We start from the raw sequence: 21,075 nt of genomic DNA, 5'->3' as shown, positions 1-21,075 counted from the left end.
GCCTAGAACTTCGTGTCCTGCGTGAACATGACCTGCCACCGCCGGCCATCATATTCGTAGATGTCGCTGATGCGGGTGCTGTGGTCGCCATCCTTCCGGACCATCGTGACGACGGCTGCATGTGGAAACAGCTGCACCGTTTTCCCAAACTTTTGCCCATCGGGCGACCAGGACTTGCCGATGTTCTTGCGCGCGCCGGCGATGTCCTCGGCCCTGCCACGCAATACGCCATTGACGTTCGCGCTGGCGAACCCCGTGGCATAAAGGCATTCGAGAAAGGCCTGGTCACCCGTGGAGTACGCACGCGACCACTCTTCATCGAGTTTGAGAACGGCCGCTTCGGAGTGGTCCTGTGCGGGGAGCGACGAGCAGTCCGTGGCCTGGGCGGTGAAGCAGGCCATGCAGAGGAAGCTTGCGGGGACGAGCGACGCGATGGTCTTCATGAGTGTCCTGGCCACGGGGCCGAAACGGAAGGGCCATCGGAAGATAAGGGCCTGGCCGCGCTTCCACACCTGATCCGTGACGAGCGGCGCCATCGCCTGGGCGAGCGGTGCCTGGGTCATGAGCAACGGCCTGGGCGCGCCGTCCCTATCGCGTAGCGAACGAGCTCAACGCCGTCCCATGCGAGCGTCACCCATGTGGGTGACGCTCCTGCCTACCGGCCAGCCGCTCAGTGCTCCAGCGGGATGTCCTTCGTTTCGCGGACGAAGAACAGGCCGATGATGAAGGTCATCATGGAAACGATCACCGGGTACCAGAGGCCATAGTAGATGTCGCCTTTCCAGGCCACCAGCATGAAGCCGATGGTTGGCACAAACCCGCCGAACCAGCCATTGCCGATGTGATAGGGCAGGCTCATCGAGGTATAGCGGATGCGCGTCGGGAACATCTCCACCAGCCATGCGGCGATGGGGCCGTAGACGATCGTCACGTAAAGCACGAGGATCGACAGCAGCACCACCAGCATCGGGTAGTTGGTCTGCGCGGGATCGGCCTTCTCGGGATAACCGGCAGCCTTCACCTGGGCGCCCACCTTCGCGGTGAACTCCTTGTTCCGCGCGGCGAAGGTGGCCTTGTCGAGCTGGGTGCCTTCGAAGGATTCGATCACCTCGTCACCGATCTTCACCGTGGCGAGCGTGCCTGCCGGGGCTGCGGCGTTCGAGTACGGGATGCCCTTCTTCGCCAGCACGCTCTTGGCCACGTCGCAGGAGCTGGTGAAGGTCTTCTTACCCACCGGGTCGAACTGGAAGGTGCAGGCGTTCGGATCGGCGGTCACCACCACCGGTGCCGAGGCGGCGGCGGCTTCCACCGCCGGATTGCCGAAGTGGGTCAGGCCCTTGAAGATCGGGAACATCGTCAGGGCGGCGAGCAGGCAGCCCGAGAGCACCACGGTCTTGCGCCCGATCTTGTCCGACAGCCAGCCGAAGAACACGAAGAACGGTGTGCCGATGAGCAGCGCGGCGGCGATCAGCAGGTTTGCCGTGGTGCCGTCGATCTTCAGGCTCTGGGTGAGGAAGTACAGGGCGTAGAACTGGCCGGTGTACCAGATCACGGCCTGGCCCGCGGTAGCGCCGAGCAGCGCGAGGATCACCAGCTTGAGGTTCGGCCAGCGGCCGAAGGCCTCGGTGAGCGGTGCCTTGGACTGCTTGCCCTCGGCCTTCATCTGGCGGAACACCGGCGACTCCTGCAACTGCAGCCGGATGTACACCGAGATGCCGACCAGGACCGAGGAGATCAGGAAGGGTATGCGCCAGCCCCAGGCTTCGAACGTCTCGTTGCCCATGCCCATGCGCGTGCCGAGGATCACCAGCAGCGAGAGGAACAGGCCGAATGTGGCGGTGATCTGAATGAAGCTGGTGTACAGGCCGCGCTTACCCTGGGGCGCGTGTTCCGCGACATAAGTGGCGGCGCCACCGTATTCGCCGCCCAGCGCGAGGCCTTGCAATAGGCGTAACAGGATCAGCAGCACGGGCGCCGCCACGCCGATCGTGGAATACCCGGGCAGCACACCGACCAGGAAGGTCGAGGTACCCATGATGACGATGGTGATGAGGAAGGTGTACTTGCGCCCGATGAGATCGCCCACGCGCCCGAACACGATCGCGCCGAACGGCCGCACGAAAAAGCCGGCGGCGAAGGCGAGCAGCGCGAAGATGAACTGGCTGGTTTCGTTGAGGCCGGTGAAGAACTGCTTGCCGATGATCGCGGCCAGCGAACCGTAAAGATAGAAGTCGTACCACTCGAAGACGGTGCCCAGGCTGGACGCGAAGATCACCCGCTTATGGCTGGTGCCTATGGTGCCGTCGGCGCGAAGGCCGCTTGCGGTAGTCGCCATGTCGATCTCCGATCAGAACCGATAGTTGCCGTTGAGGGTGAATTCGTTCGCCGAGGTCTTCTGCCGGCCGAGGCCATTGTTCGTCGTCGAATTGAGGTTCGAGTGCAGCCATTCGATGCTGAAGTCGTAAGCACCGGCCGTGTATTGCAGGCTGAGCGCCTGCTGGCGGTTCTTGAGGAGGCCGGGTGTGTTCGCCGCGCGCCAGCGCAGCACGTCGTTCTCGTTCGGCTTGCTGGCGGCGAGGGTGCCGTAGAGGCTCCAGTTCGGCGTGAACTTGTAGCCCACCTGGAGGTAGCCGCCCTTGTCCTTGATGTCGCCGAACTGGGAAAGGTCGCCGAAGATCTGCGCAATGGCGGTGCCGGTGTACACGGCGCCCTTCACCATGAAGTTGCCGGGCATCCACATGCCGCCCACTTCATACGCGGTGCTCTTGATGCCGCTTTCGATCGGCGTCACCGTCTCGCCGTCCACGCCGTGCAGGTCCAGCTTGCTGTAATGCGCGGCGCCGAACACCTGCCAGTTGGAGCCCTTCGCGGTAAGCCGCGCTTCCACCTGCGGCTTGAAGCCGGCGTTGCCCGCGGTGAGATAATTCGTGGTCAGGCCCGGGCCGTTCCAGCTGCCCTCGAACACGCCGAGGTCGAAGCGCCACTTCACGCCTTCCGAACCGTGGTTGAGGTCCTGCATCAGGATGATGCCCGGATAGCGCCAGCCGATCATGCCGGTGCCGTAGCCCAGCGGGAACGCGATGTGCGAGAGCGACTGCGGCACGTATTCCAGCGGGAACATGAGGTCCCACATCTGGCCGATGCGGAACGTGGTGCCGGTGGCGGCATTGGTGATGTCCATGTACGCCTGGCGCAGGCGCGGTGTCGGCTGCTGCTGGCTATACGGACCGGTACCGTTGAAGCCGCCGAAGAAGTCCATCTCGATGCGGCCGCTGCCGGCCCAGTTCTCGGTGAATTTCGCACCGGTGAAGTCGAGCCAGAAGCGGGTGTTGCGCACGTCCACGCCGCTCAGCGAATCGTTCACCCGACCGCCCTGGCCCGGGATCGGGTATTCGGCGTTGGCGCCATTGCCATACGTGAAGGCCTTGCTCTGGCTGAAGGCATTGGCGTTGATGAAGCCATGCAGGGCCACCGACACGCCGGGCGCCGACGTGAAGGTCGGCTTCGCCGGCACCGTCGCCACGACCTTTTCGACCTTGGTTACTTTTTCATCGGTCTGCTGGGCCTGCGTCTGCGCGGCCTGGGCCGTGGCGGCAGCCTGGCTCGTCTCGGCCCTCTGCTGCTGGATCATGGCCTTCAGTTCGGCCAGCTGTTGCTCGAGCTGGCTGACCCTGGATTCGAGTTCCGCCTCGCGGGTGGATTTTTTCGCCCTGGACTGGGCATGGGCCTGGTCCGGCAATGCGGCCATCGGCAGCATCAGGGCACAGGCTACGCTGAGGGCGATGGCCTTGCGGCCACCGGAGCGAATGCTGTTCATCATGGTCTCCCCAACCATTGGCAGGCCGAGCATGTGACACGCCCGTTGGGGCTGCCATTCGCCAAAGGTCGAACCTCGACCAAAGTCGTAGCGGGTTCGCAGCTTAATGCTGCGCCGCGAGGCTAAACTTCATGCCATAGAAAATCCCTGGAGCCAGCATGTCCGATCTCTACCCGGTCGATCCCGCCTTCGCCGCCACGGCGCGCGTCCGCAAGGATGACTACCAGCGTATGTACGCCCGTTCCGTCCAGGAGCCCGAGGCCTTCTGGAAGGAGATGAGCGAACGGCTGGACTGGATCGTGCCGCCCACGAAGATCAAGAACGTTTCGTTCGACCCGAACAATCTCTACATCCGCTGGTTCGAGGACGGCCAGCTCAATGTGTCCGCCAACTGCCTGGACCGGCACCTGGCGCAGCGCGGCGACAAGACCGCCATCATCTTCGAGGGCGACGATCCGGGCGAATCGCGCAGCCTCACCTATAAGGAACTGCACACCGAGGTGTGCAAGTTCGCCAACACGCTGAAGAACCTGGGCATCGTCAAGGGCGACCGCGTGGTGATCTACCTGCCGATGATCCCGGAGGCTGCCGTGGCCATGCTCGCCTGCGCGCGCATCGGTGCCGTGCATTCGGTGGTTTTCGGCGGCTTCTCGCCGGACTCGCTGGCGAGCCGCATCGCCGATTCGGGCGCCAAGCTCATCGTCACCGCCGACGAGGGTTGCCGTGGCGGCAAAAAGATCCCGCTCAAGGCGAACGTGGACGAGTCGCTCACCCGCCCCCGCACCAACAGCGTGGAAACGGTGATCGTGGTGCGCCGCACCGGCGGCGCCGTGCAGTTCCAGTCGCCGCGCGACCGCTGGTACCACACGCTGATGGAGGGCCAGTCGGAGGTCTGCGAGTACGAGGCGATGAATGCGGAAGATCCGCTGTTCACGCTTTATACCTCAGGTTCCACCGGCCAGCCGAAGGGTGTGCTGCATACCAGTGGCGGCTACCTCGTCTATACCAGCCTCACCCACGAGCTGACCTTCGACCTGCGCGAAGACGACATCTACTGGTGCACCGCCGACGTGGGCTGGGTCACCGGCCATAGCTACGTCGTCTACGGCCCGCTGGCCAACGGCGCCACGGTGGTGATGTTCGACGGTGTGCCCAACTATCCGGACTTCAGCCGCTTCTGGCAGGTAGTCGACAAGCACAAGGTGACCCTGTTCTACACCGCGCCTACCGCCATCCGCGCGCTGATGCGCGAAGGGGACGGCCCGGTGAAGAAGACCTCGCGCAAGAGCCTTCGCGTGTTGGGCACGGTAGGCGAGCCGATCAACCCGGAAGCCTGGAACTGGTATTATCGCGTGGTGGGCGACGCGCGCTGCCCGGTGGTGGATACCTGGTGGCAGACCGAGACCGGCGGCTTCATGATCACGCCGCTGCCGGGCGCCATCGACCTCAAGCCGGGCTCGGCTACCTTGCCGTTCTTCGGCGTGAAGCCCGCCATCGTGGATACCGACGGCAAGGCGCAGGACGGGGAGTGCAGCGGCAATCTCGTCATCACCGATTCCTGGCCGGGGCAGATGCGCACGGTCTACGGCGACCACCAGCGCTTCATCGACACCTACTTCAAGACCTATCCGGGCAACTACTTCACCGGCGACGGCGCGCGCCGCGATGCCGACGGCTATTACTGGATCACGGGGCGCGTCGACGACGTGATCAACGTATCCGGCCATCGCATCGGCACGGCGGAAGTGGAGAGCGCGCTGGTGGCGCATCCCAAGGTCGCCGAGGCGGCCGTCGTAGGCTGCCCGCACGACATCAAGGGCCAGGGCATCTATGCCTTCGTCACGCTCGTGGCAGGGGAGACCGGCAGCGAGACGCTGGCCAAGGAACTGATTGCAGGCGTGCGCAAGGAAATCGGTCCGATCGCCGCGCCGGATTACCTGCAATGGGCCCCGAGCCTGCCGAAGACACGTTCCGGCAAGATCATGCGGCGCATCCTGCGCAAGATTGCCGAAAACCAGCCCGATCAGCTGGGCGACGTCTCCACTCTCGCCGATCCGGGCGTGGTAAAGAGCCTCGTGGAAGAACGGTTGATCAAGTAGCCCATGTCCGACGTCCTCATCGCCGACGACCATCCCCTGTTCCGTGACGCCCTGCAGCGCGCGGTGCTGGCGGCGGTGCCGGACGCGACGGTGCACACGGCGGACAGCGTGCCCGCACTGTTCACCCTCATCGAGTCCCTTCCCGATGCGGATCTCCTGCTGATGGATCTGCACATGCCGGGCGCCCGTGGGTACTCAGCGCTTGCGCACATCCGCGGGCAGTATCCCGGCTTGCCCACCATCGTCGTCTCGGGGCACGAGGAAGGACACATCGCGCGGCGCGCGCTCGCGCATGGGGCGTCGGCTTATATCCCTAAGTCGGCGGCGGTCGAACAGATCGTCGAAGCGGTGCGCGCGGTGCTCGACGGCGACGTCTGGTTACCCCATCAGTTGATGGGCGGAAGAACTGTGGAGCTGAAGGCGGATGAGGCTGATATAGCCGCACGCGTCGCTTCGCTCACGCCGCAGCAGTTCCGGGTGCTGAACATGATCGCCGAGGGGCTGCTCAACAAGCAGATCGCCTTCGATCTCGGCGTGTCGGAAGCGACGGTGAAAGCGCATATGACGGCGATCATGCGCAAACTCGGCGTGTCGAACCGCACGCAGGTGGCGCTGGCTGCGAGCCATCTGGATGTGGAAAAGGAAGCGTTCCCCGGCGTTTCTCAGGAAGGCTGAACCAACATGTCGTCATCCCTGCGAAGGCAGGGATCCAGCGTCTCCTGCGTTGCCACGGGCGTTCGTACGCTCAAGTCACTGGGTTCCTGCCTTCGCAGGGACGACTTCGGCGACTCAGGCCGCGTGGGTGCCGGTCCGCTTCACGAGCGCCACCAGCAACGCACGCAACGCGGCAGGCCGCACCGGCTTGTGCAGCAGTGGATAACCCAGGGCGCGCGCGCGTTGCTTCAGCTCCGTGCTCCCATCCGCCGTGACCATCGCCGCCGGCGGCATCCGCGTTAGCTTCTCGCCGAGGAACTGCAAGGCTTCGAGACCATCCACGCCCTCGCCAAGATGGTAGTCCGCAAGGATCAGGTCGACATGCGTCGAGGAAAGCGTCTCCAGCGCCGCATCGACATCCATCGCCACCCGGCAATCCACGCCCCAGCGCCCGAGCAGGGCACACATGCCTTCGAGTATCGTCTCGTCGTTATCCAGGCAGAGCACGGTCAAAGGCAACTGTTCGCCACCTGGGCGAACGACGGCGGGGGCGCGTTTGCGCGGCACGGCCTCCGCACGTGCCACGGTGATGCTGAAACAGCTTCCCTTGCCGACGCGCGATCTCAGTCCCAGCGGCAAGCCCAGGATGCCGGCGAGGCGATCGCAGATGGAAAGACCGAGCCCGAGGCCCTTTTCGCCCCAGGGTGACGGCCTCTCCAGGCGCTGGAATTCGCCGAAGATGCGCGCCTGCTGCTCGTCGGCGATACCCGGGCCGCTGTCCCATACTTCGATGCGCACGTTTCCGCCGGCACGGCGCACACCCAGCAACACGCCGCCGGAGCGGGTATAGCGCAGCGCATTGGAGAGGAAGTTGGCAACGATGCGGCGCAGCAGCTGCGCATCCGATCGCACGGCCAGGGACGACGGCACGACGCGAAGGGTAAGACCGCGCTGCTCGGCGACGACGGCGAATTGCTGCCGCAGGGAATCGAACAGATCGGCCAGCGCGAAGGGTGCGATCTCCGGACGATAGCTGCCGGCGTCCAGGCGGGACACGTCCAGCAGCGCATCCAGCAGGTCTTCCGCCGCGCGGAAGGATGCGTCGATGCGCTCCGCCAGCTGCGCCACTTCGCCGTCCAGGCCCGGATGCTGGCGCAGCGCGGACGTGAACAGGCGCGCCGCGTTGAGCGGCTGGAGGAGATCGTGACTCGCCGCGGCGAGGAAGCGTGTCTTCGAAGCATTCGCCGCTTCCGCCTCGCGTCGCGCGATAGCCGTGGCGTTCAGTGCCTCGGACAGTTCAGCGGTGCGATCTTCCACACGCTGTTCCAGCGTCTCGTTCGCATCGATAAGCGCCTGCTCGACCGACTTGTACGCGGTGACATCGGTAAAGGTGGTGACGAATCCGCCGCCGGGCAGCGCGCGACCGCGCATTTCGATGACGGTGCCGTCCGGACGCACACGCTGGAACACATGCGGCGAACCGGCGCGCATGTAACGGATGCGCTTGGCCACGTGCTCGTCGACTTCACCCGGGCCGCATTCCCCATGCTCCGCGTTCCAGCGGATGAGGTCGGCCACCGGGAGACCCACGTAAACCATGCCGTCCGGATAACCGAACAGCTCCAGGTAACGGCGGTTCCACGCCACCAGGCGCATCTCGCCGTCGACCACGCTGATGCCTTGCGACACGTTTTCCAGCGTAGTGGACAGGAGTTCGCGGTTGAAGCGCAGTTCCTGCGACGCCTCGTCCATCAGGGCCATGGCTTCGGCGATGTCGAGACCCGTACCCGACAACGCACCCATCAGGATCCGACGCGCACTCGCCGCGCCTACCGCGCTGGCGAGGAGACGTTCGGTGAACTGGATCAGCGGACGGTCGGCGGCATCGGTGGGGGAGAGCGTCACGCCGTGCCGTTGGCCGTATTCGTTGAAGGCGCGGACGGTGACGCGATCGCCCACGATGCGTCCGGCAATCGTGCCGAGATCGCGCACCGTGACACGGCCCCGCCAGTCGCCGGCGCCGGTGGCGCTGCGCACGAAGGGATCGACGAAGAGGGCGGCATGCAGGCGCTCCGCCACGCTGGGCCGGAAGCGCAGCGAGATGAAGACGAGGCAGCCCACGTTGAACAGCAGCGACCAGAAGGTACCGTGCGTGACCGATTCCCAGCCCGTCAGGTGGAACAGCTCGGTCGGCTTGAGCCAGCCCAGTCCGAACGGACCGTCGTCCATCCATGCGGGATGCAGCCAGCCGGCACGGGTCATGGCGGGCAGCAACAGGGTATAGGCCCAGACGACGAAACCGGCGAGCAGGCCCACGTACACACCGACGCGGCTCGCGCCTCGCCAGTACAGCGCCGATACGATGGCCGGGGCGAACTGGGCCACGGCGGCGAACGACAGCAGGCCGGTGGCGGCGAGGTTCTCCGCGTCGGCGATGATCCGGTAATAGATGTAGGCGAGGCCGGCGAGGACGACGATCGCCACGCGCCGCACGAGCAGCACGATGTTGGAGAGATCGCCGCGGCGCTCGAGGTCGAGCCGATTCATGCGCAGCAGCGCCGGCATCACCAGGTCGTTGCTGATCATCGTGGCAAGCGCCACGGCCGCGACGATCACCATGCCCGTGGCGGCGGAGAAACCGCCGACGAAGGCGAGCAACGCCATGCCGCTGTCGCCCAGCGCGATGGGCAGGTTCAGGACCCATGCGTCCACATGGCCCTGTCTCACTGCCGGCAGGTCCAGGCCCGCGCTGACGATGGGCAGTACCGCCAGCGAGATCAGCACCATGTAGATGGGGAAGAACCAGCGCGCGCGATGCAGGTCGCGCGGGTCTTCGCATTCCACGACGCCGATCTGGAATTGCCGCGGCAGGCAGAACATGGCGCAGAAGGCGAGCAGGGTCTGCGCGAAGAAGCCCGGAGGCAGACTGCCTTTCTCGAGCTGGGAGATCGGCGCGCGCAGGGTTTCGACGGCACCGGGCCCGTGCAGGTAGGCGTAGACGCCGATAGCCACGAAGGCAAGCAGCTTCACCAGCGACTCCACCGCCACGGCCAGCATCATGCCGTGGTGATGCTCGGTGGCGTCGATGGTGCGGGTGCCGAACAGGATCGCGAAGACGGCGAGGAGGCCGGCGCACCATAGCGCGGTGTCACCGAACCACCAGGCGGAGCCGCCGCTGCCGAGCACGGTGAACGACATCGCCACCGCCTTGAACTGCAGGGCGATATACGGGATGACGGCCGTGACCGCGATGAGCGCGACCAGCGCGGCAAGCCCGTGCGACTTGCCGAAGCGCGCGGCGATGAAGTCCGCGATGGACGTGATGTTGCGTTCGCGCGCCACGAGCACCAGGCGTTCGAGCAGGCCGAAGCCGAGCACGAAGAGGAGCAGCGGTCCGAGGTAGATCGGCAGGTAGGACAGGCCGGATACGGCCGCCGTACCCACCGCCCCGTAGAACGTCCACGAAGAGCAGTAGACCGCCAGGGCCAGGCTATAAACCAGCGGCCGCAACCTGGGCTGGCGGGGGTAGAGCGGCCGGCGGTCGCCCAGGTAGGCAATGCCGAACAGCAGGCCCACGTAGAGCAGCGATACCAGCAGCAACAGCCAGCCTGCGATCACGAATGGCCCTCCCCCCGTGCGTCGCGGTCATTGTAGGGCGGCGGGCGTTCCCTGTGCACGGCGCGTAGGAGCGCGCCTTGCGCGCGACGCCTTTGAGGCCGTGAGCAACAGGCCCTGGGGCTTTCCGCGAAAAGATGTCGCGCGCAAAGCGCGCTCCTACAGGATAGGATCGATCCGATGAGCCATCCGATGCCCGACCTTCCCATCCTCGCGGACGACGAGATCCACATCTGGCGCAGCCGCTGGGCTGGCGGTGCCGGTGAGCGGGCGTTCGCAGGCATCTTGCGCCGCTACGCCGCCGACGAGGCGGTCGCAGTCGAACGCGGCCCGCACGGCAAGCCGTACTTCGCGGCGCCGCACGACACGCTGGGTTTCAACTGGTCGCACAGCGGCGACGTGGCGCTGCTGGCGGTCGGACGCGGTGCGGCGGGGTTCGAAGTCGGGGTCGATGTGGAAACAGTACGGCCGCGGGCACGCGCGCTCGAGCTGTCGCAGCGGTTCTTCGCGCCCACTGAGACGGCGCAGCTTCAGAAGCTTCCGCAATCCCGGCAACTGCAGGGCTTCCTCAAACTGTGGACGGCAAAAGAAGCCGTGCTGAAAGCCCACGGCGGCGGACTCTCGTACGGACTGCACCGCGTCTCGTTCAGCCTGAACGAGGAAGGCGCCGCGCCCGAAGCCTTTGAAGGCGACGTCGGCAATGCGCAAGACTGGCAGCTGCGGCCGTTACCGCTCGGCGATGGGCAGATAGCCGCAGTCGCGTGGCGCGGTGAGAAACGTACGCTGCGCTTCTTCACATTTCCGCTTTGAACCTTTTCGCGGCGAGCCGTGTCTGATTCCTTGTGTGTGAGTGTGTGACCGTGGAGTGCGCCACAGGGACGTGGCGAGTTATGCTGGGATGACAGTCATTACGCACGCTGCGTTTGGTGGCGTGCGTTTTTTTCATGGACCGTCGATGACCCTCCTCAGCGTCAACCTCAACAAGATCGCCGTGCTGCGCAACTCCCGCGGTGGCGACGAACCCGATATCGCCACGGCCGCCAACTGCTGCATCGATGCGGGATGTGGCGGGCTTACCGTGCACCCCCGGCCCGACATGCGCCATGTGACGCCGGACGACGTGCGCACGCTCGCCGGCCTGCTGCGTGGCCGCGTGGAATACAACATCGAGGGCAATCCCTTTGCCGGCGCGCGCGGGGCTTATCCGGGATTGCTCGAACTCGCCCGTGAAGTGCGCCCGACCCAGGTCACGCTGGTCCCCGATGGCGACGGACAGATCACCTCGGATCACGGCTTCGACCTCACCACCGACATCGGAAAACTGGCACCGGTGGTAGCCGCGTTCCGCGAGCTGGGCTGCCGCGTGAGCGTGTTCGTCGACGCCGGCAGCGAGGGCTTCGAGGCGGCAAAAGCCATCGGCATCCAGCGCGTCGAGCTGTACACAGGCCCCTATGCCCACGCCTTCCGCGAGGGCGACGCGCGAGCCGAACTGGCCGCCTTCGCAGATACCGCTCAGCGCGCACAGCAGGCCGGTCTCGCGGTGAACGCGGGCCACGACCTGAGCCACGCCAATCTCGGTACGTTCAAGGCGGCGATTCCCGGCCTTGCCGAAGTGTCGATCGGCCACGCATTGATCGGCGAGGCGCTCTACCAGGGCCTGTCGAACACGGTCCGCGCGTACCTCGATATCCTGAAGTAGGAGCGCGCCCTGCGCGCGACGGCTTTTGAGGCCGAAAGCAGCAGGGCCTGATGCTTTTCGCGAAAAGCTGTCGCGCGCAGGGCGCGCTCCTACAACCACGGCGGGAAAAAAAACCCCGCCTCACGGCGGGGTTTCTGGTCTTACCGGACAACCGATCGGTTATTGCGCGTTGACGAAACCGATCTTGGTCAGGCCCTGGCCCTTAGCGTCGGAAAGCACGCGTGCCACGACCTCGTACTGAACCGCATCATCCGCGTCGATCTGCAGTTCCGGCTGGTTCGACTGCTGGGCGATCACCGCGATCTGGGCGCGAAGGCCCAGCTCGTCGACCGGTGTGTCGTTCCAATACAGCGAGCCATCCTGGCGGATCTGCAGCCGGACGGGATCCGGCGGATTCTCTGGGTTGACGATGTTCGGGTTCGGCTGCGGAAGATCGATCTTGATCTTATGCGACAGCATCGGAGCCGTGATCATGAAGATGATCAGGAGCACCAGCATCACGTCGACGAGCGGCGTGACGTTGATGTCCGACATCGGGCCACCGGAGTTGCCTGAGCTGAATGCCATGTTCGTTACTCCCCCGCCTTGCCAGTCGACATGAAGCCGACGTGGACCATACCGGCTTCCTTGGCATCGCCAAGGATCTTCTTCACCACGCGATACTCGGTGGTGCGGTCGGCACGGATCTGGAGTTCCGGCTGCGGCGACTTCGCCGCCGCAACCGCGAACTGGGCCTTCAGTTCAGCCTCAGTGACTTCGCCGTCATTGAGGAAGTACGTACCGTCCGGCTTGACCGCGAGATCCATCGGTTCGACCGGGGTGTCATCCTTAACGTTCGGATTAGCCTTCGGCAGATCGATCTGGACCTTGTGGGACATCAGCGGCGCCGTGATCATGAAGATGATCAGCAGAACCAGCATCACGTCGACGAGCGGCGTGACGTTGATTTCCGACATCGGACCACCGGAGTTGCCCCCGCTGCTCATAGCCATGGGTCAGTTCCTCTTACTTCTTGACGACGGCAGCCGGAGCGGTGCCTTCGACGCGGGCGCCCGTGGCGAAGAAGTCGTGCAGGTCGTGCGCGAATTCGTCGAACTGGGCGTAGGTCAGGCGGTTCGAGCGCATGAAGAAGTTGTACGCAAGCACGGCCGGGATAGCGGTGAACAGACCGAACGCGGTCATGATCAGAGCTTCACCGACGGGGCCGGCCACCTTATCCATCGACGCGGAACCCGAAGCGGCGATACCGATCAGCGCGTGGTAGATACCCCACACCGTACCGAGAAGACCGATGAACGGGGCCGACGAACCGACCGTGGCGAGCAGGGTCAGGCCGCCTTCCAGACGCAGGCTCTCGCGAGCCACGGCCTGGCGCAGGGCGCGGTCGATGAATTCCGAACGCGACAGCGTCTCGGCGAGGCGACCACCGGCAGCAGCCTGGTGGTGAGCGACGGCCGAAGCGGCGTCGAGAGCGATCTTCGAGAACGGCTCGCCCTTCGGCTGCTCTTCGAGCATGCGAATGGCTTCCTGCGTCGACGAGGTGTTCCAGAAGCCCTGGATGACCTTGTCGGCGCGCGAACGCACCATGCTGTTACGGATGAAGTTGGCGACGATGAAGTACCACGAGAGTACGGACATCGCGACCAGCACCACGAACACAATCCAACCGAGGAAGTCGAAGTTGTGGATCAGGTGGTCGAAGCCCATCTGCTTGAGGGCGTCGGCATTGGAGTTTTGACCTGGATTAGCAGGCTGAGCGGAGGTGTCTTGCAACATAACGCTACCCTTGGGAAGTCAAGCGTGAACAGAGATGTAAGTAAGTGTGAGGACTAACTTACAGCTGGTTTAGGTTGAACGTAACGGGGACACGTGCATAGCCTTCGACGGCCTGACCGCCTCGCTTGCCCGGGTTGAATCGCCAGTTCCTTGCGGCATCCTCCGCAGCTTTGTCCAATTCGCGGAAACCGCTCGACTGGTCGACCTTGATGTCCTTCGGCGAACCGTCGACACCCACGAGGACCAGAAGTACCACCGTACCTTCATGCCGCTGACGGATCGCCTGCGGCGGATACCTTGGCGGATTACGCTGACGGTACGACAGATTCTCGCTGGGTGCGATGTCGGCCGGCGGTGCAGGCGGCGCGGGAGGCGCCGGCGGCGGAGCCGGAACGGCATTCGTGCTCGCCTCTTCCACGGCAGGCGGCGGCGGTTCGATGAAATCGACCTGCACGACCTTCTCTTTCTGCTTTTCCTGCGTCTTGGGCGGCGCCATGGGCGCGACCAGCAGCAGGAAGGCGAACGAGTGCAGCGCGATGGCTACTGCCAACGCACTGGTGCGCCCCCAACTGAACGGCGCTTGGCCGGTTGATTCGTTACTTGAGGCCATCAGTCACTATCAAGAGCTAATCAAGCGGAAGTGAGCCCGCACTGCTCTTCCGGCGTTCGTCGGCTTGACATTGCCGAAAACGCAGGTTTCTGCAAGCGGAAAGGTAAGCAAGTTACACCAGCATATGGCGTTTGTATAGCACCTGAAGGGAGGATTTATGGCGGTGCATGATCCCCCCCTTCCGGGTCTTTACAAGCGCTTACTTGCCGGTACCTGCGGTTTTCAACCAGGCATTGGCCTTGGCAGACGTTTCAGGATCCTGGGCCGCGAGCTTCATGTCCGCGATGGCACCCTGCTTGTTCTTCTGACCACGCTTGGCTTCCGCACGCAGCATGTAGGCCTGGCCCTTATGCTGCACACCCTTGCTGATGGCATCCGTCGCCGACTTTTCAGCGGCGGCGTACTGGTTCTTGCTGAGCTGGAGACGCGCGATGCTCAGCGTGATTTCTCCGTCCTTCGCGAGCGGCGCGGCCTTCTGGTACGCGGCCAGCGCGGCGCTCTCGTTGCCGCCGGTGATGGCGGCATCGCCCTGCAGCTTGTAGACCTCGGCGCTGGGCTTCACGATGCCCTTGGCGAGACCGTCCTCGAGCACCGCGGCCGCCTTGGAGGCGTTGCCTTCCTGGCGATCGCCGTGTTCCTGGCCGTCGATGAGGTAGACCTTGGCGAGATTGACGTATTGCTTCTCGTCCTTGAACGCGCCCGCGGCGCGGCCCTTTTCCATCAGCGCAATGGCTTCAGGGTACTTCTGCGCCTGGATCAGTGCCGAAGCGGCATTGTTCAGCGCGGTGGGGTCGTTCGGGTTCTTCTGCAGCTCGGCCTGGGCGAGTTCGGCAGCCTTGTCGCCCTGGCCGGTCTCGGCATAGCTGGCGGCGAGGATCTGGTCCCACGAGCCCTGCGGCTTCGCGTCCGGCATGGACTTCGCCTTCGTGATCGCGGCGATCGCTTCCGGGTACTTCTCGAGGCGGTAATCGATGTTGCCTTCGAGGCCGTAGGAGTCGGCCGTTTCCTTCTTGCCTTCGTTGCGCCATTCCTGCAGCGACTGCAGCGCGGCGGCGTACTGCTCGTCGGCGACGAGGAACTGGGTGTACATGTACTTCAGCTGGAAGTAGGTGTCGTTCGGCATCACGCCGATATCGAGCGCCTGCTTCAGCGTGCTGATGGCGCCCTTGATGTCGCCGTCGTTGTATTTCATGTTGGCGATGCCCTGCAGGGCCAGCGCCTGGGCGTACTTGCTGCTCGTGCCCGAGCCGTCGGCGAGCGGCTGCAGGATCTGCATCGCCTTTTCCTTGTCGCCGTTGTTCGCGGCGTCGAGGCCTTCGTTGATGGCCTTCTGGTCTTTCTCGCTCTTGAGGTCGAGCTTGGGTTCCGCACGCGTGGCGTTCGGGTACAGCGCTTCTTTCTTTTCCTGGGGCTTGGTGTCGCGCGCGACCACCGCACCGCTTACAAGGGAAAGTGCGATCGCGGTAGCGAGCGCCAACTTGCTGAGGGAACCCTGTTTCATTGAATGACCTCGGTTGTAGGAGTCTTCGCGCAAGGCGGCACTCCGGGGGACTACAGAGGTTACCCTGATTCGATTCCTAAGAACAAGTCGCAGTGCAAGAAAAAAGGAGAGTCAAAACAATGACTTGTTAGAAGAATGTTGGCGCTTACCGATTTATAGGCAAAAGGTTGCCTTGAAAACGCCATTTTCGTCCACGTTCGCGGAAAGTGTGACGCCGCTCGAGAAACGTCCAAATAGAGGTCGGACGGCTTTTTATGGGTGAACGACCGTTCCATTGTCGGGGCTCGCAGAGCCCGTAAAACGAAAGATGGGAAGCTCAGTCTTGACTGAGCTTCCTGACGAACCCGAAGCCGGGCTCAGACGTCCAGGTTCGTGACCTTCAGTGCATTGGATTCGATGAAGTCGCGGCGCGGTTCCACCGCCTCGCCCATCAGCATCGAGAACATCTGGTCCGCCGCGACGGCGTCCTCGATGCCCACCTGCAGCATGCGCCGGGTTTCCGGATTCACCGTGGTTTCCCACAGCTGCTCCGGGTTCATTTCGCCCAGGCCCTTGAAGCGCTGGATGGTGCGGCCCTTCTTCGCTTCCTCGAGCAGCCAGTTGCGCACGTCGGCGAAGGAAAGCACGCCGCGCGAACCGTTGCCGCGGCGAACCACCGCGCCCGGCTGCAGGCCCAGCTGCGAGAGCTGCTGGGAGATCGACTGGATGGCGCGGAACTCGGTCCCGCCAAAGAAGGCCTGCGGCATGATCCAGGTATGGCTCAGGCCGTGCTGCATGCGCTGCACTTCGATCGCCGCGCCCTGCTCGTTCAGTGCCGGGCGGAAGCGCAGCGAATACGTGGGCTTGCCCAGGCCGCTGGAGCTCAGGCGCGCCGCGATGCCGTCGAGCCAGGCCTGCATCCGCGCCGGATCCGTCCAGTGGCCGTCTTCCAGCGGCGCGTGTTCGATCATGGCGGTCAGCGACACCACGTCGAAGCGATGGCTCAGGCGCTGGATCTGGTCCAGTGCCACTTGGTAGTCGCGCAGCAGCTTTTCGAGCGCAACGCCGTCGATCGCGGGCGCGCCCTCTTCCGGCGTCAGCGATGCATTGTCCACGGCACTGGCGATCAGGTACTCGTTCAGGACGGTGTCGTCCTTGATGTACATCTCCTGCTTGCCCTGCTTCACCTTGTACAGCGGCGGCAAGCCGATGTAGACGTGGCCGCGCTCGATGAGCTCGGGCATCTGCCGGTAGAAGAAGGTGAGCAGGAGCGTGCGGATGTGCGAGCCGTCCACGTCCGCGTCGGTCATGATGATGATGCGGTGGTAGCGCAGCTTGTCCGGGTTGTATTCCTCCTTACCGATGCCCGTGCCCAGCGCGGTGATCAGCGTGCCGACCTCGGCGGAGGAAATCATCTTGTCGAAACGGGCCTTCTCGACGTTGAGGATCTTGCCCTTCAGTGGCAGCACCGCCTGAGTACGGCGGTTGCGGCCCTGCTTCGCGGAACCGCCGGCGGAGTCACCCTCCACCAGGAACAGTTCGGACAGCGCCGGGTCCTTTTCCTGGCAGTCAGCCAGCTTGCCGGGCAGGCCGGCGATATCCAGCGCGCCCTTGCGGCGGGTCATCTCGCGGGCCTTGCGGGCTGCTTCGCGGGCGCGCGCGGCATCCACGGCCTTGGAGGCGATGGCCTTGCTCTCCGCCGGGTGTTCGAGGAGGAATTCGGCGAGCTTGTCGTTGACGACCTGCTCCACCGCCGTCTTCACTTCGCTGGAAACCAGCTTGTCCTTGGTCTGTGAGGAGAACTTCGGGTCCGGCACCTTCACCGAGAGGACGGCGATCAGGCCTTCGCGCATGTCGTCGCCCGACAGTCCTACCTTGGCGTTCCTGGCCAGGCCTTCCTTCTCGATGTAATTCTGCAGCGTACGGGTGAGCGCCGCACGGAAGCCCGTAAGGTGGGTGCCGCCGTCGCGCTGCGGGATGTTGTTGGTGAAGCAGAACATCGTTTCCTGGTATGCGTCCGTCCACTGCATCGCCACTTCAACGGTGATGCCTTCGGAGAACGAACTGAAGCTGATCACGTTGGGGTGCAACGCGGTCTTCAACTGGGCCAGGTGCTGCACGAAGGACTTGATGCCGCCCTCGTACGCGAAGATGTCCTTGCGATCGTTCCGCTCGTCCACCAGTTCGATGGTGACGCCCGAATTGAGGAAGGCCAACTCACGCAGGCGCTTCGCCAGGATGTCGTAGTGGAACTCGATGTTGCTCGTGAAGGTGGCCGGGCTGGGCAGGAAACGGACCAGGGTGCCGCGGCGGTTCGCATCGCTGACGGCAGCGATGGGAGCCAGAGGTTCGCCATGGGCGTATTCCTGGCGGTATTCCTTGCCATCGCGCCAGATCGTCAGCCACAGCTTCTCGCTGAGCGCATTCACGACGGACACGCCTACGCCATGGAGGCCGCCGGAGACTTTGTAGGAGTTGGCGTCGAACTTACCGCCGGCGTGGAGGACGGTCATGACCACTTCGGCCGTGGACTTGCCCTCTTCCGGGTGCATGTCCACCGGAATGCCGCGGCCGTTATCGTCCACGCCGACCGAGCCGTCCTGGTGGATCGTGACTTTGACATAGTCGCAGTAGCCGGCCAGGGCCTCGTCGATGGCGTTGTCCACCACCTCGAACACCATGTGGTGCAAGCCCGTACCGTCGTCGGTGTCGCCGATATACATGCCGGGGCGCTTGCGGACGGCGTCCAGGCCTTTCAGGACCTTGATGCTGCCAGAGTCGTAAGCGTTCGAGTTCGTCGTCGGATCGAGAGGTTCGTTCATGCGATGCCCGGTAATGGCGCCAGAAAGCGGCCCCGAGGCGGCGCGGGAGGCCTCGGGACAGTCGGTCGATTATAGCAAAGCGGTGACGACACCCTGTTCCACGTGGAACATCGTCACCGGCTGTTCGGTAAGAGCGGACGGGATCTCGGTACCCGTCACGAGGACCTGGACGTCGCGGCCCAAAAGCTGCGCGACAACCCACTCTTGATGGGTACGATCAAGCTCCGATGCAAGGTCGTCAAGGCAGACGACAGGCCATTCTCCGAGGATTTCGGCGTGGAGCGAGGCTTGGCCGAGGAGGCACGCCAGCGCGCACAGCTTCTCCTGTCCGCGGGACAGGTGCTCGCGCAATGGCGCCTGTTCGAATGCCATGGCGAAATCAGCCCGGTGGGGGCCCACTGTCGTGTGGCCACGGCCCAGGTCCCGCACTCGCCGTTCCCTCAAAGTCGTGGCCAGGTCGGCCGTCTCATCCCACCCTGGACGGTATCTCACGCTGAACCGGCCTAACTCGGGCAGGACGTTGCTCATGAATCCCTGGATGTGAGGGAGCAGCCGCTCGAGATACCGGCGGCGGAAGACCGTGATCCCCTCGCCCGCCGTAGCAAGTTCCGCCTCCCACGGCTCCAGCTGGGCGGCGTCCGGTTGGCCACCGGTCCGCAGGAGGGCGTTCCGCTGTTTCAGGGCCCGTTGGTAGCGGCGCCAGTGCGGCACGAATTCGTGTTCCACGTGGAACAAGCCCCAATCCAGATAACGCCGGCGTTCGTCGGACGGCCCGGCAACCAGATCGTGAGAGCCGGGCTCGAAGCAAACCACCGCGCACTCCTGCACCAGGGCGCCGAGCGAAGCGGCCGTATCGCCATCCACCCGGGCCTGCCAACGCCCACCCTCACGGCCCAGGCCCAGCCGGCGGACGTTGCCGTCCGCCCGTTTGACCTCAGCGAACACCGATAGCGAGTTCGCACCACGCTTCAACAGTACATCCCGGGATCCCGCCCGGAACGAGCGTCCATGGGAAAGCAGATATGCCGCCTCGAGCACGCTGGTCTTGCCCGCGCCGTTCGGACCCACGAACACGTTGATGCCGGCCGAAAGCGTCAGGGACACCCCGTCCAGGCAACGCAGTCCAGAGATCCGGAGCGAGTCGAACTTCATACAAGCTTTCATCCCATCCAGAACGGACGACGCCGGGGTGTCAGGGACATCCCGGCGTCTGGGGCCGATCGGCGCAAGGGGTTAAGACTGGCGCGAAAGGCTGTCGCGGACAAGGTCCGCTCCTACAGTGGCTACCTCGTCAGAGGCGGAGAGGCATCACGACGTGACGGGCTTCGTCGTTGCCCTCTTCCTGGAGCAGGCAGCTGGATTGGGCGTCGCGCAGATTGATGCGGACCTTCTCGCCACGCAACGCACCCAGGGCGTCCAGGAGGTACCCGACGTTGAACCCCACGGCCAGGTCGTCCACGACCGTTTCGGCTTCCACCTCTTCCTGCGCTTCTTCCTGTTCCGGATTGTGCGCCACGATCTTGATACGGCCCGGGCTAAGTTCGAGCTTCACGCCGCGGTACTTCTCGTTCGAGAGGATCGCCGCTCGCTGCAGGGCGCTGCGCAACACGTCGCGCTCGATCGTGGCGGTCTTGTCGGCTCCGAGCGGAATCACGGCCTCGTAGTCCGGGAAACGGCCGTCGATGAGCTTGGAGGTGAATACCACGCCCCCACGGCGAACGCGCAGGTGATTCCGGCCGAACTCCAGCTCCACCGAGCCCTCACCGGACTCGAGCAGGCCGACGAGTTCATTCACGCCCTTGCGCGGAATGATGATCTGGCGCCGCTGGGATACGGAGCTTTCCAGCTTCGTTTCCTTCAGCGCCAGGCGGTGGCCGTCGGTGGCCACGCAGCGCAGCGTGTGCTCCTGGAGATCGAGGAGCATGCCGTTCAGGTAATAACGCACGTCCTGGTTCGCCATGGCGAAGGCCGTGCGGTCCATCAGGTCGCGGAGCACTTCCTCGGGCAGGGTCACCCGCTCGACCAGTTCGATCTCGTCGATGATCGGGAACTCGCTGGATGGCAGCGTGGCCAGGGTGAAGCGGCTGCGTCCGGCGTTGAGTGCGATGCGCTCGCCGTTCAATTTGATGTCGATCTTCGCGCCGTCGGGCAGCGCACGGACGATGTCGAACAGTTTGCGGGCGGGAATCGTGATTTCGCCTTCCTGCACACCGCCGGCCTCGGTGGTGGCGATCATCTCAACTTCGAGATCGGTGCCGGTGAAGGACACCTCGCTACCGGAGGCGCGAACCAGGAGGTTGGCGAGCACGGGCAGCGTCTGGCGGCGTTCCACGACGCCCACCACCTGCTGCAGGGGTTTGAGCAGTATTTCCCTCTGGATGCTGAATTGCATGCGTCCCCTACTCCTGCTTTTAAGTTTTTAAGATTTTATTAGTGGTAGTTGTTAGGCCGGTGGATATCTTGACAAGCCTTAAAAGATTAGTATTTTCAATAGCTTGATTTC

16 protein-coding genes are annotated in these 21,075 nt (G+C 64.2%); 4 read left to right on the top strand and 12 right to left on the bottom strand.

Annotation, left to right across the window (positions count from 1 at the left end; all coding sequences use genetic code 11):
• Nucleotides 1-2: 2 nt before the first annotated feature.
• The 3 genes from ACR9ZH_RS06165 to ACR9ZH_RS06155 all read right to left on the bottom strand — a co-directional run bounded on the left by ACR9ZH_RS06165 (nucleotide 3) and on the right by ACR9ZH_RS06155 (nucleotide 3,817).
• Nucleotides 3-563 carry a nuclear transport factor 2 family protein gene (locus ACR9ZH_RS06165; RefSeq protein WP_481289883.1) on the bottom strand — a complete coding sequence of 187 codons (561 nt, stop codon included), beginning with the start codon at nucleotides 561-563 and terminating at the stop codon, nucleotides 3-5.
• 107 nt (nucleotides 564-670) lie between these two features.
• Nucleotides 671-2,335, bottom strand: coding sequence for an MFS transporter (locus ACR9ZH_RS06160; RefSeq protein WP_481289882.1), 1,665 nt, complete (start codon nucleotides 2,333-2,335; stop codon nucleotides 671-673).
• A 12-nt stretch (nucleotides 2,336-2,347) separates the two neighbouring features.
• On the bottom strand, nucleotides 2,348-3,817 hold the full coding sequence (locus ACR9ZH_RS06155) for a porin (protein ID WP_481289881.1): 1,470 nt from the start codon (nucleotides 3,815-3,817) through the stop codon (nucleotides 2,348-2,350).
• A gap of 158 nt (nucleotides 3,818-3,975) precedes the next feature.
• Between ACR9ZH_RS06155 and acs the strand changes: the two genes are divergently transcribed.
• Both acs and ACR9ZH_RS06145 read left to right on the top strand, forming a co-directional pair.
• Entirely contained in the window at nucleotides 3,976-5,916 is a 1,941-nt protein-coding gene (acs, locus tag ACR9ZH_RS06150; protein WP_481289880.1) for an acetate--CoA ligase, read from the top strand.
• A 3-nt stretch (nucleotides 5,917-5,919) separates the two neighbouring features.
• Complete coding sequence (locus ACR9ZH_RS06145) at nucleotides 5,920-6,591, top strand: response regulator transcription factor (protein WP_481289879.1); 672 nt, start codon at nucleotides 5,920-5,922, stop codon at nucleotides 6,589-6,591.
• Between the two features lie 114 nt (nucleotides 6,592-6,705).
• Here the strand turns inward: ACR9ZH_RS06145 and ACR9ZH_RS06140 are convergent, their stop codons facing one another.
• Complete coding sequence (locus ACR9ZH_RS06140; RefSeq protein WP_481289878.1) at nucleotides 6,706-10,188, bottom strand: hybrid sensor histidine kinase/response regulator; 3,483 nt, start codon at nucleotides 10,186-10,188, stop codon at nucleotides 6,706-6,708.
• Between the two features lie 177 nt (nucleotides 10,189-10,365).
• Here ACR9ZH_RS06140 and ACR9ZH_RS06135 point away from each other — a divergent pair, with 177 nt between their 5' ends.
• Both ACR9ZH_RS06135 and ACR9ZH_RS06130 read left to right on the top strand, forming a co-directional pair.
• Complete coding sequence (locus ACR9ZH_RS06135; protein ID WP_481289877.1) at nucleotides 10,366-10,995, top strand: 4'-phosphopantetheinyl transferase family protein; 630 nt, start codon at nucleotides 10,366-10,368, stop codon at nucleotides 10,993-10,995.
• A gap of 145 nt (nucleotides 10,996-11,140) precedes the next feature.
• A complete protein-coding gene (locus ACR9ZH_RS06130) occupies nucleotides 11,141-11,884 on the top strand; it encodes a pyridoxine 5'-phosphate synthase (RefSeq protein WP_481289876.1) in 744 nt (247 codons plus the stop codon).
• A gap of 159 nt (nucleotides 11,885-12,043) precedes the next feature.
• Here the strand turns inward: ACR9ZH_RS06130 and ACR9ZH_RS06125 are convergent, their stop codons facing one another.
• From ACR9ZH_RS06125 to dnaN, 8 genes are all read right to left on the bottom strand, one after another.
• Nucleotides 12,044-12,451: an ExbD/TolR family protein gene (locus ACR9ZH_RS06125; protein ID WP_072323403.1), complete on the bottom strand. Its 408-nt coding sequence runs from the start codon at nucleotides 12,449-12,451 to the stop codon at nucleotides 12,044-12,046.
• 5 nt (nucleotides 12,452-12,456) lie between these two features.
• Nucleotides 12,457-12,876 carry an ExbD/TolR family protein gene (locus ACR9ZH_RS06120; RefSeq protein ID WP_167029499.1) on the bottom strand — a complete coding sequence of 140 codons (420 nt, stop codon included), beginning with the start codon at nucleotides 12,874-12,876 and terminating at the stop codon, nucleotides 12,457-12,459.
• Between the two features lie 13 nt (nucleotides 12,877-12,889).
• Nucleotides 12,890-13,660 carry a MotA/TolQ/ExbB proton channel family protein gene (locus ACR9ZH_RS06115; RefSeq protein WP_481289875.1) on the bottom strand — a complete coding sequence of 257 codons (771 nt, stop codon included), beginning with the start codon at nucleotides 13,658-13,660 and terminating at the stop codon, nucleotides 12,890-12,892.
• A 58-nt stretch (nucleotides 13,661-13,718) separates the two neighbouring features.
• A complete protein-coding gene (locus ACR9ZH_RS06110) occupies nucleotides 13,719-14,210 on the bottom strand; it encodes an energy transducer TonB (protein ID WP_481289874.1) in 492 nt (163 codons plus the stop codon).
• 259 nt (nucleotides 14,211-14,469) lie between these two features.
• Nucleotides 14,470-15,771, bottom strand: a complete 1,302-nt coding sequence (locus ACR9ZH_RS06105; protein WP_481289873.1) for a tetratricopeptide repeat protein — start codon at nucleotides 15,769-15,771, stop codon at nucleotides 14,470-14,472.
• A 356-nt stretch (nucleotides 15,772-16,127) separates the two neighbouring features.
• A complete protein-coding gene (gene gyrB / locus ACR9ZH_RS06100; RefSeq protein ID WP_481289872.1) occupies nucleotides 16,128-18,572 on the bottom strand; it encodes a DNA topoisomerase (ATP-hydrolyzing) subunit B in 2,445 nt (814 codons plus the stop codon).
• A gap of 69 nt (nucleotides 18,573-18,641) precedes the next feature.
• On the bottom strand, nucleotides 18,642-19,724 hold the full coding sequence (recF, locus tag ACR9ZH_RS06095) for a DNA replication/repair protein RecF (RefSeq protein ID WP_481289871.1): 1,083 nt from the start codon (nucleotides 19,722-19,724) through the stop codon (nucleotides 18,642-18,644).
• A gap of 139 nt (nucleotides 19,725-19,863) precedes the next feature.
• Nucleotides 19,864-20,964 carry a DNA polymerase III subunit beta gene (gene dnaN / locus ACR9ZH_RS06090; protein WP_481289870.1) on the bottom strand — a complete coding sequence of 367 codons (1,101 nt, stop codon included), beginning with the start codon at nucleotides 20,962-20,964 and terminating at the stop codon, nucleotides 19,864-19,866.
• Between the last annotated feature and the right edge of the window lie 111 nt (nucleotides 20,965-21,075).

Source organism: Luteibacter sp. SVR4-7G (genome assembly GCF_056755555.1).
The sequence above is the reverse complement of the archived record's forward strand: the minus strand, read 5'-3'. Positions and strand labels throughout refer to the sequence as shown.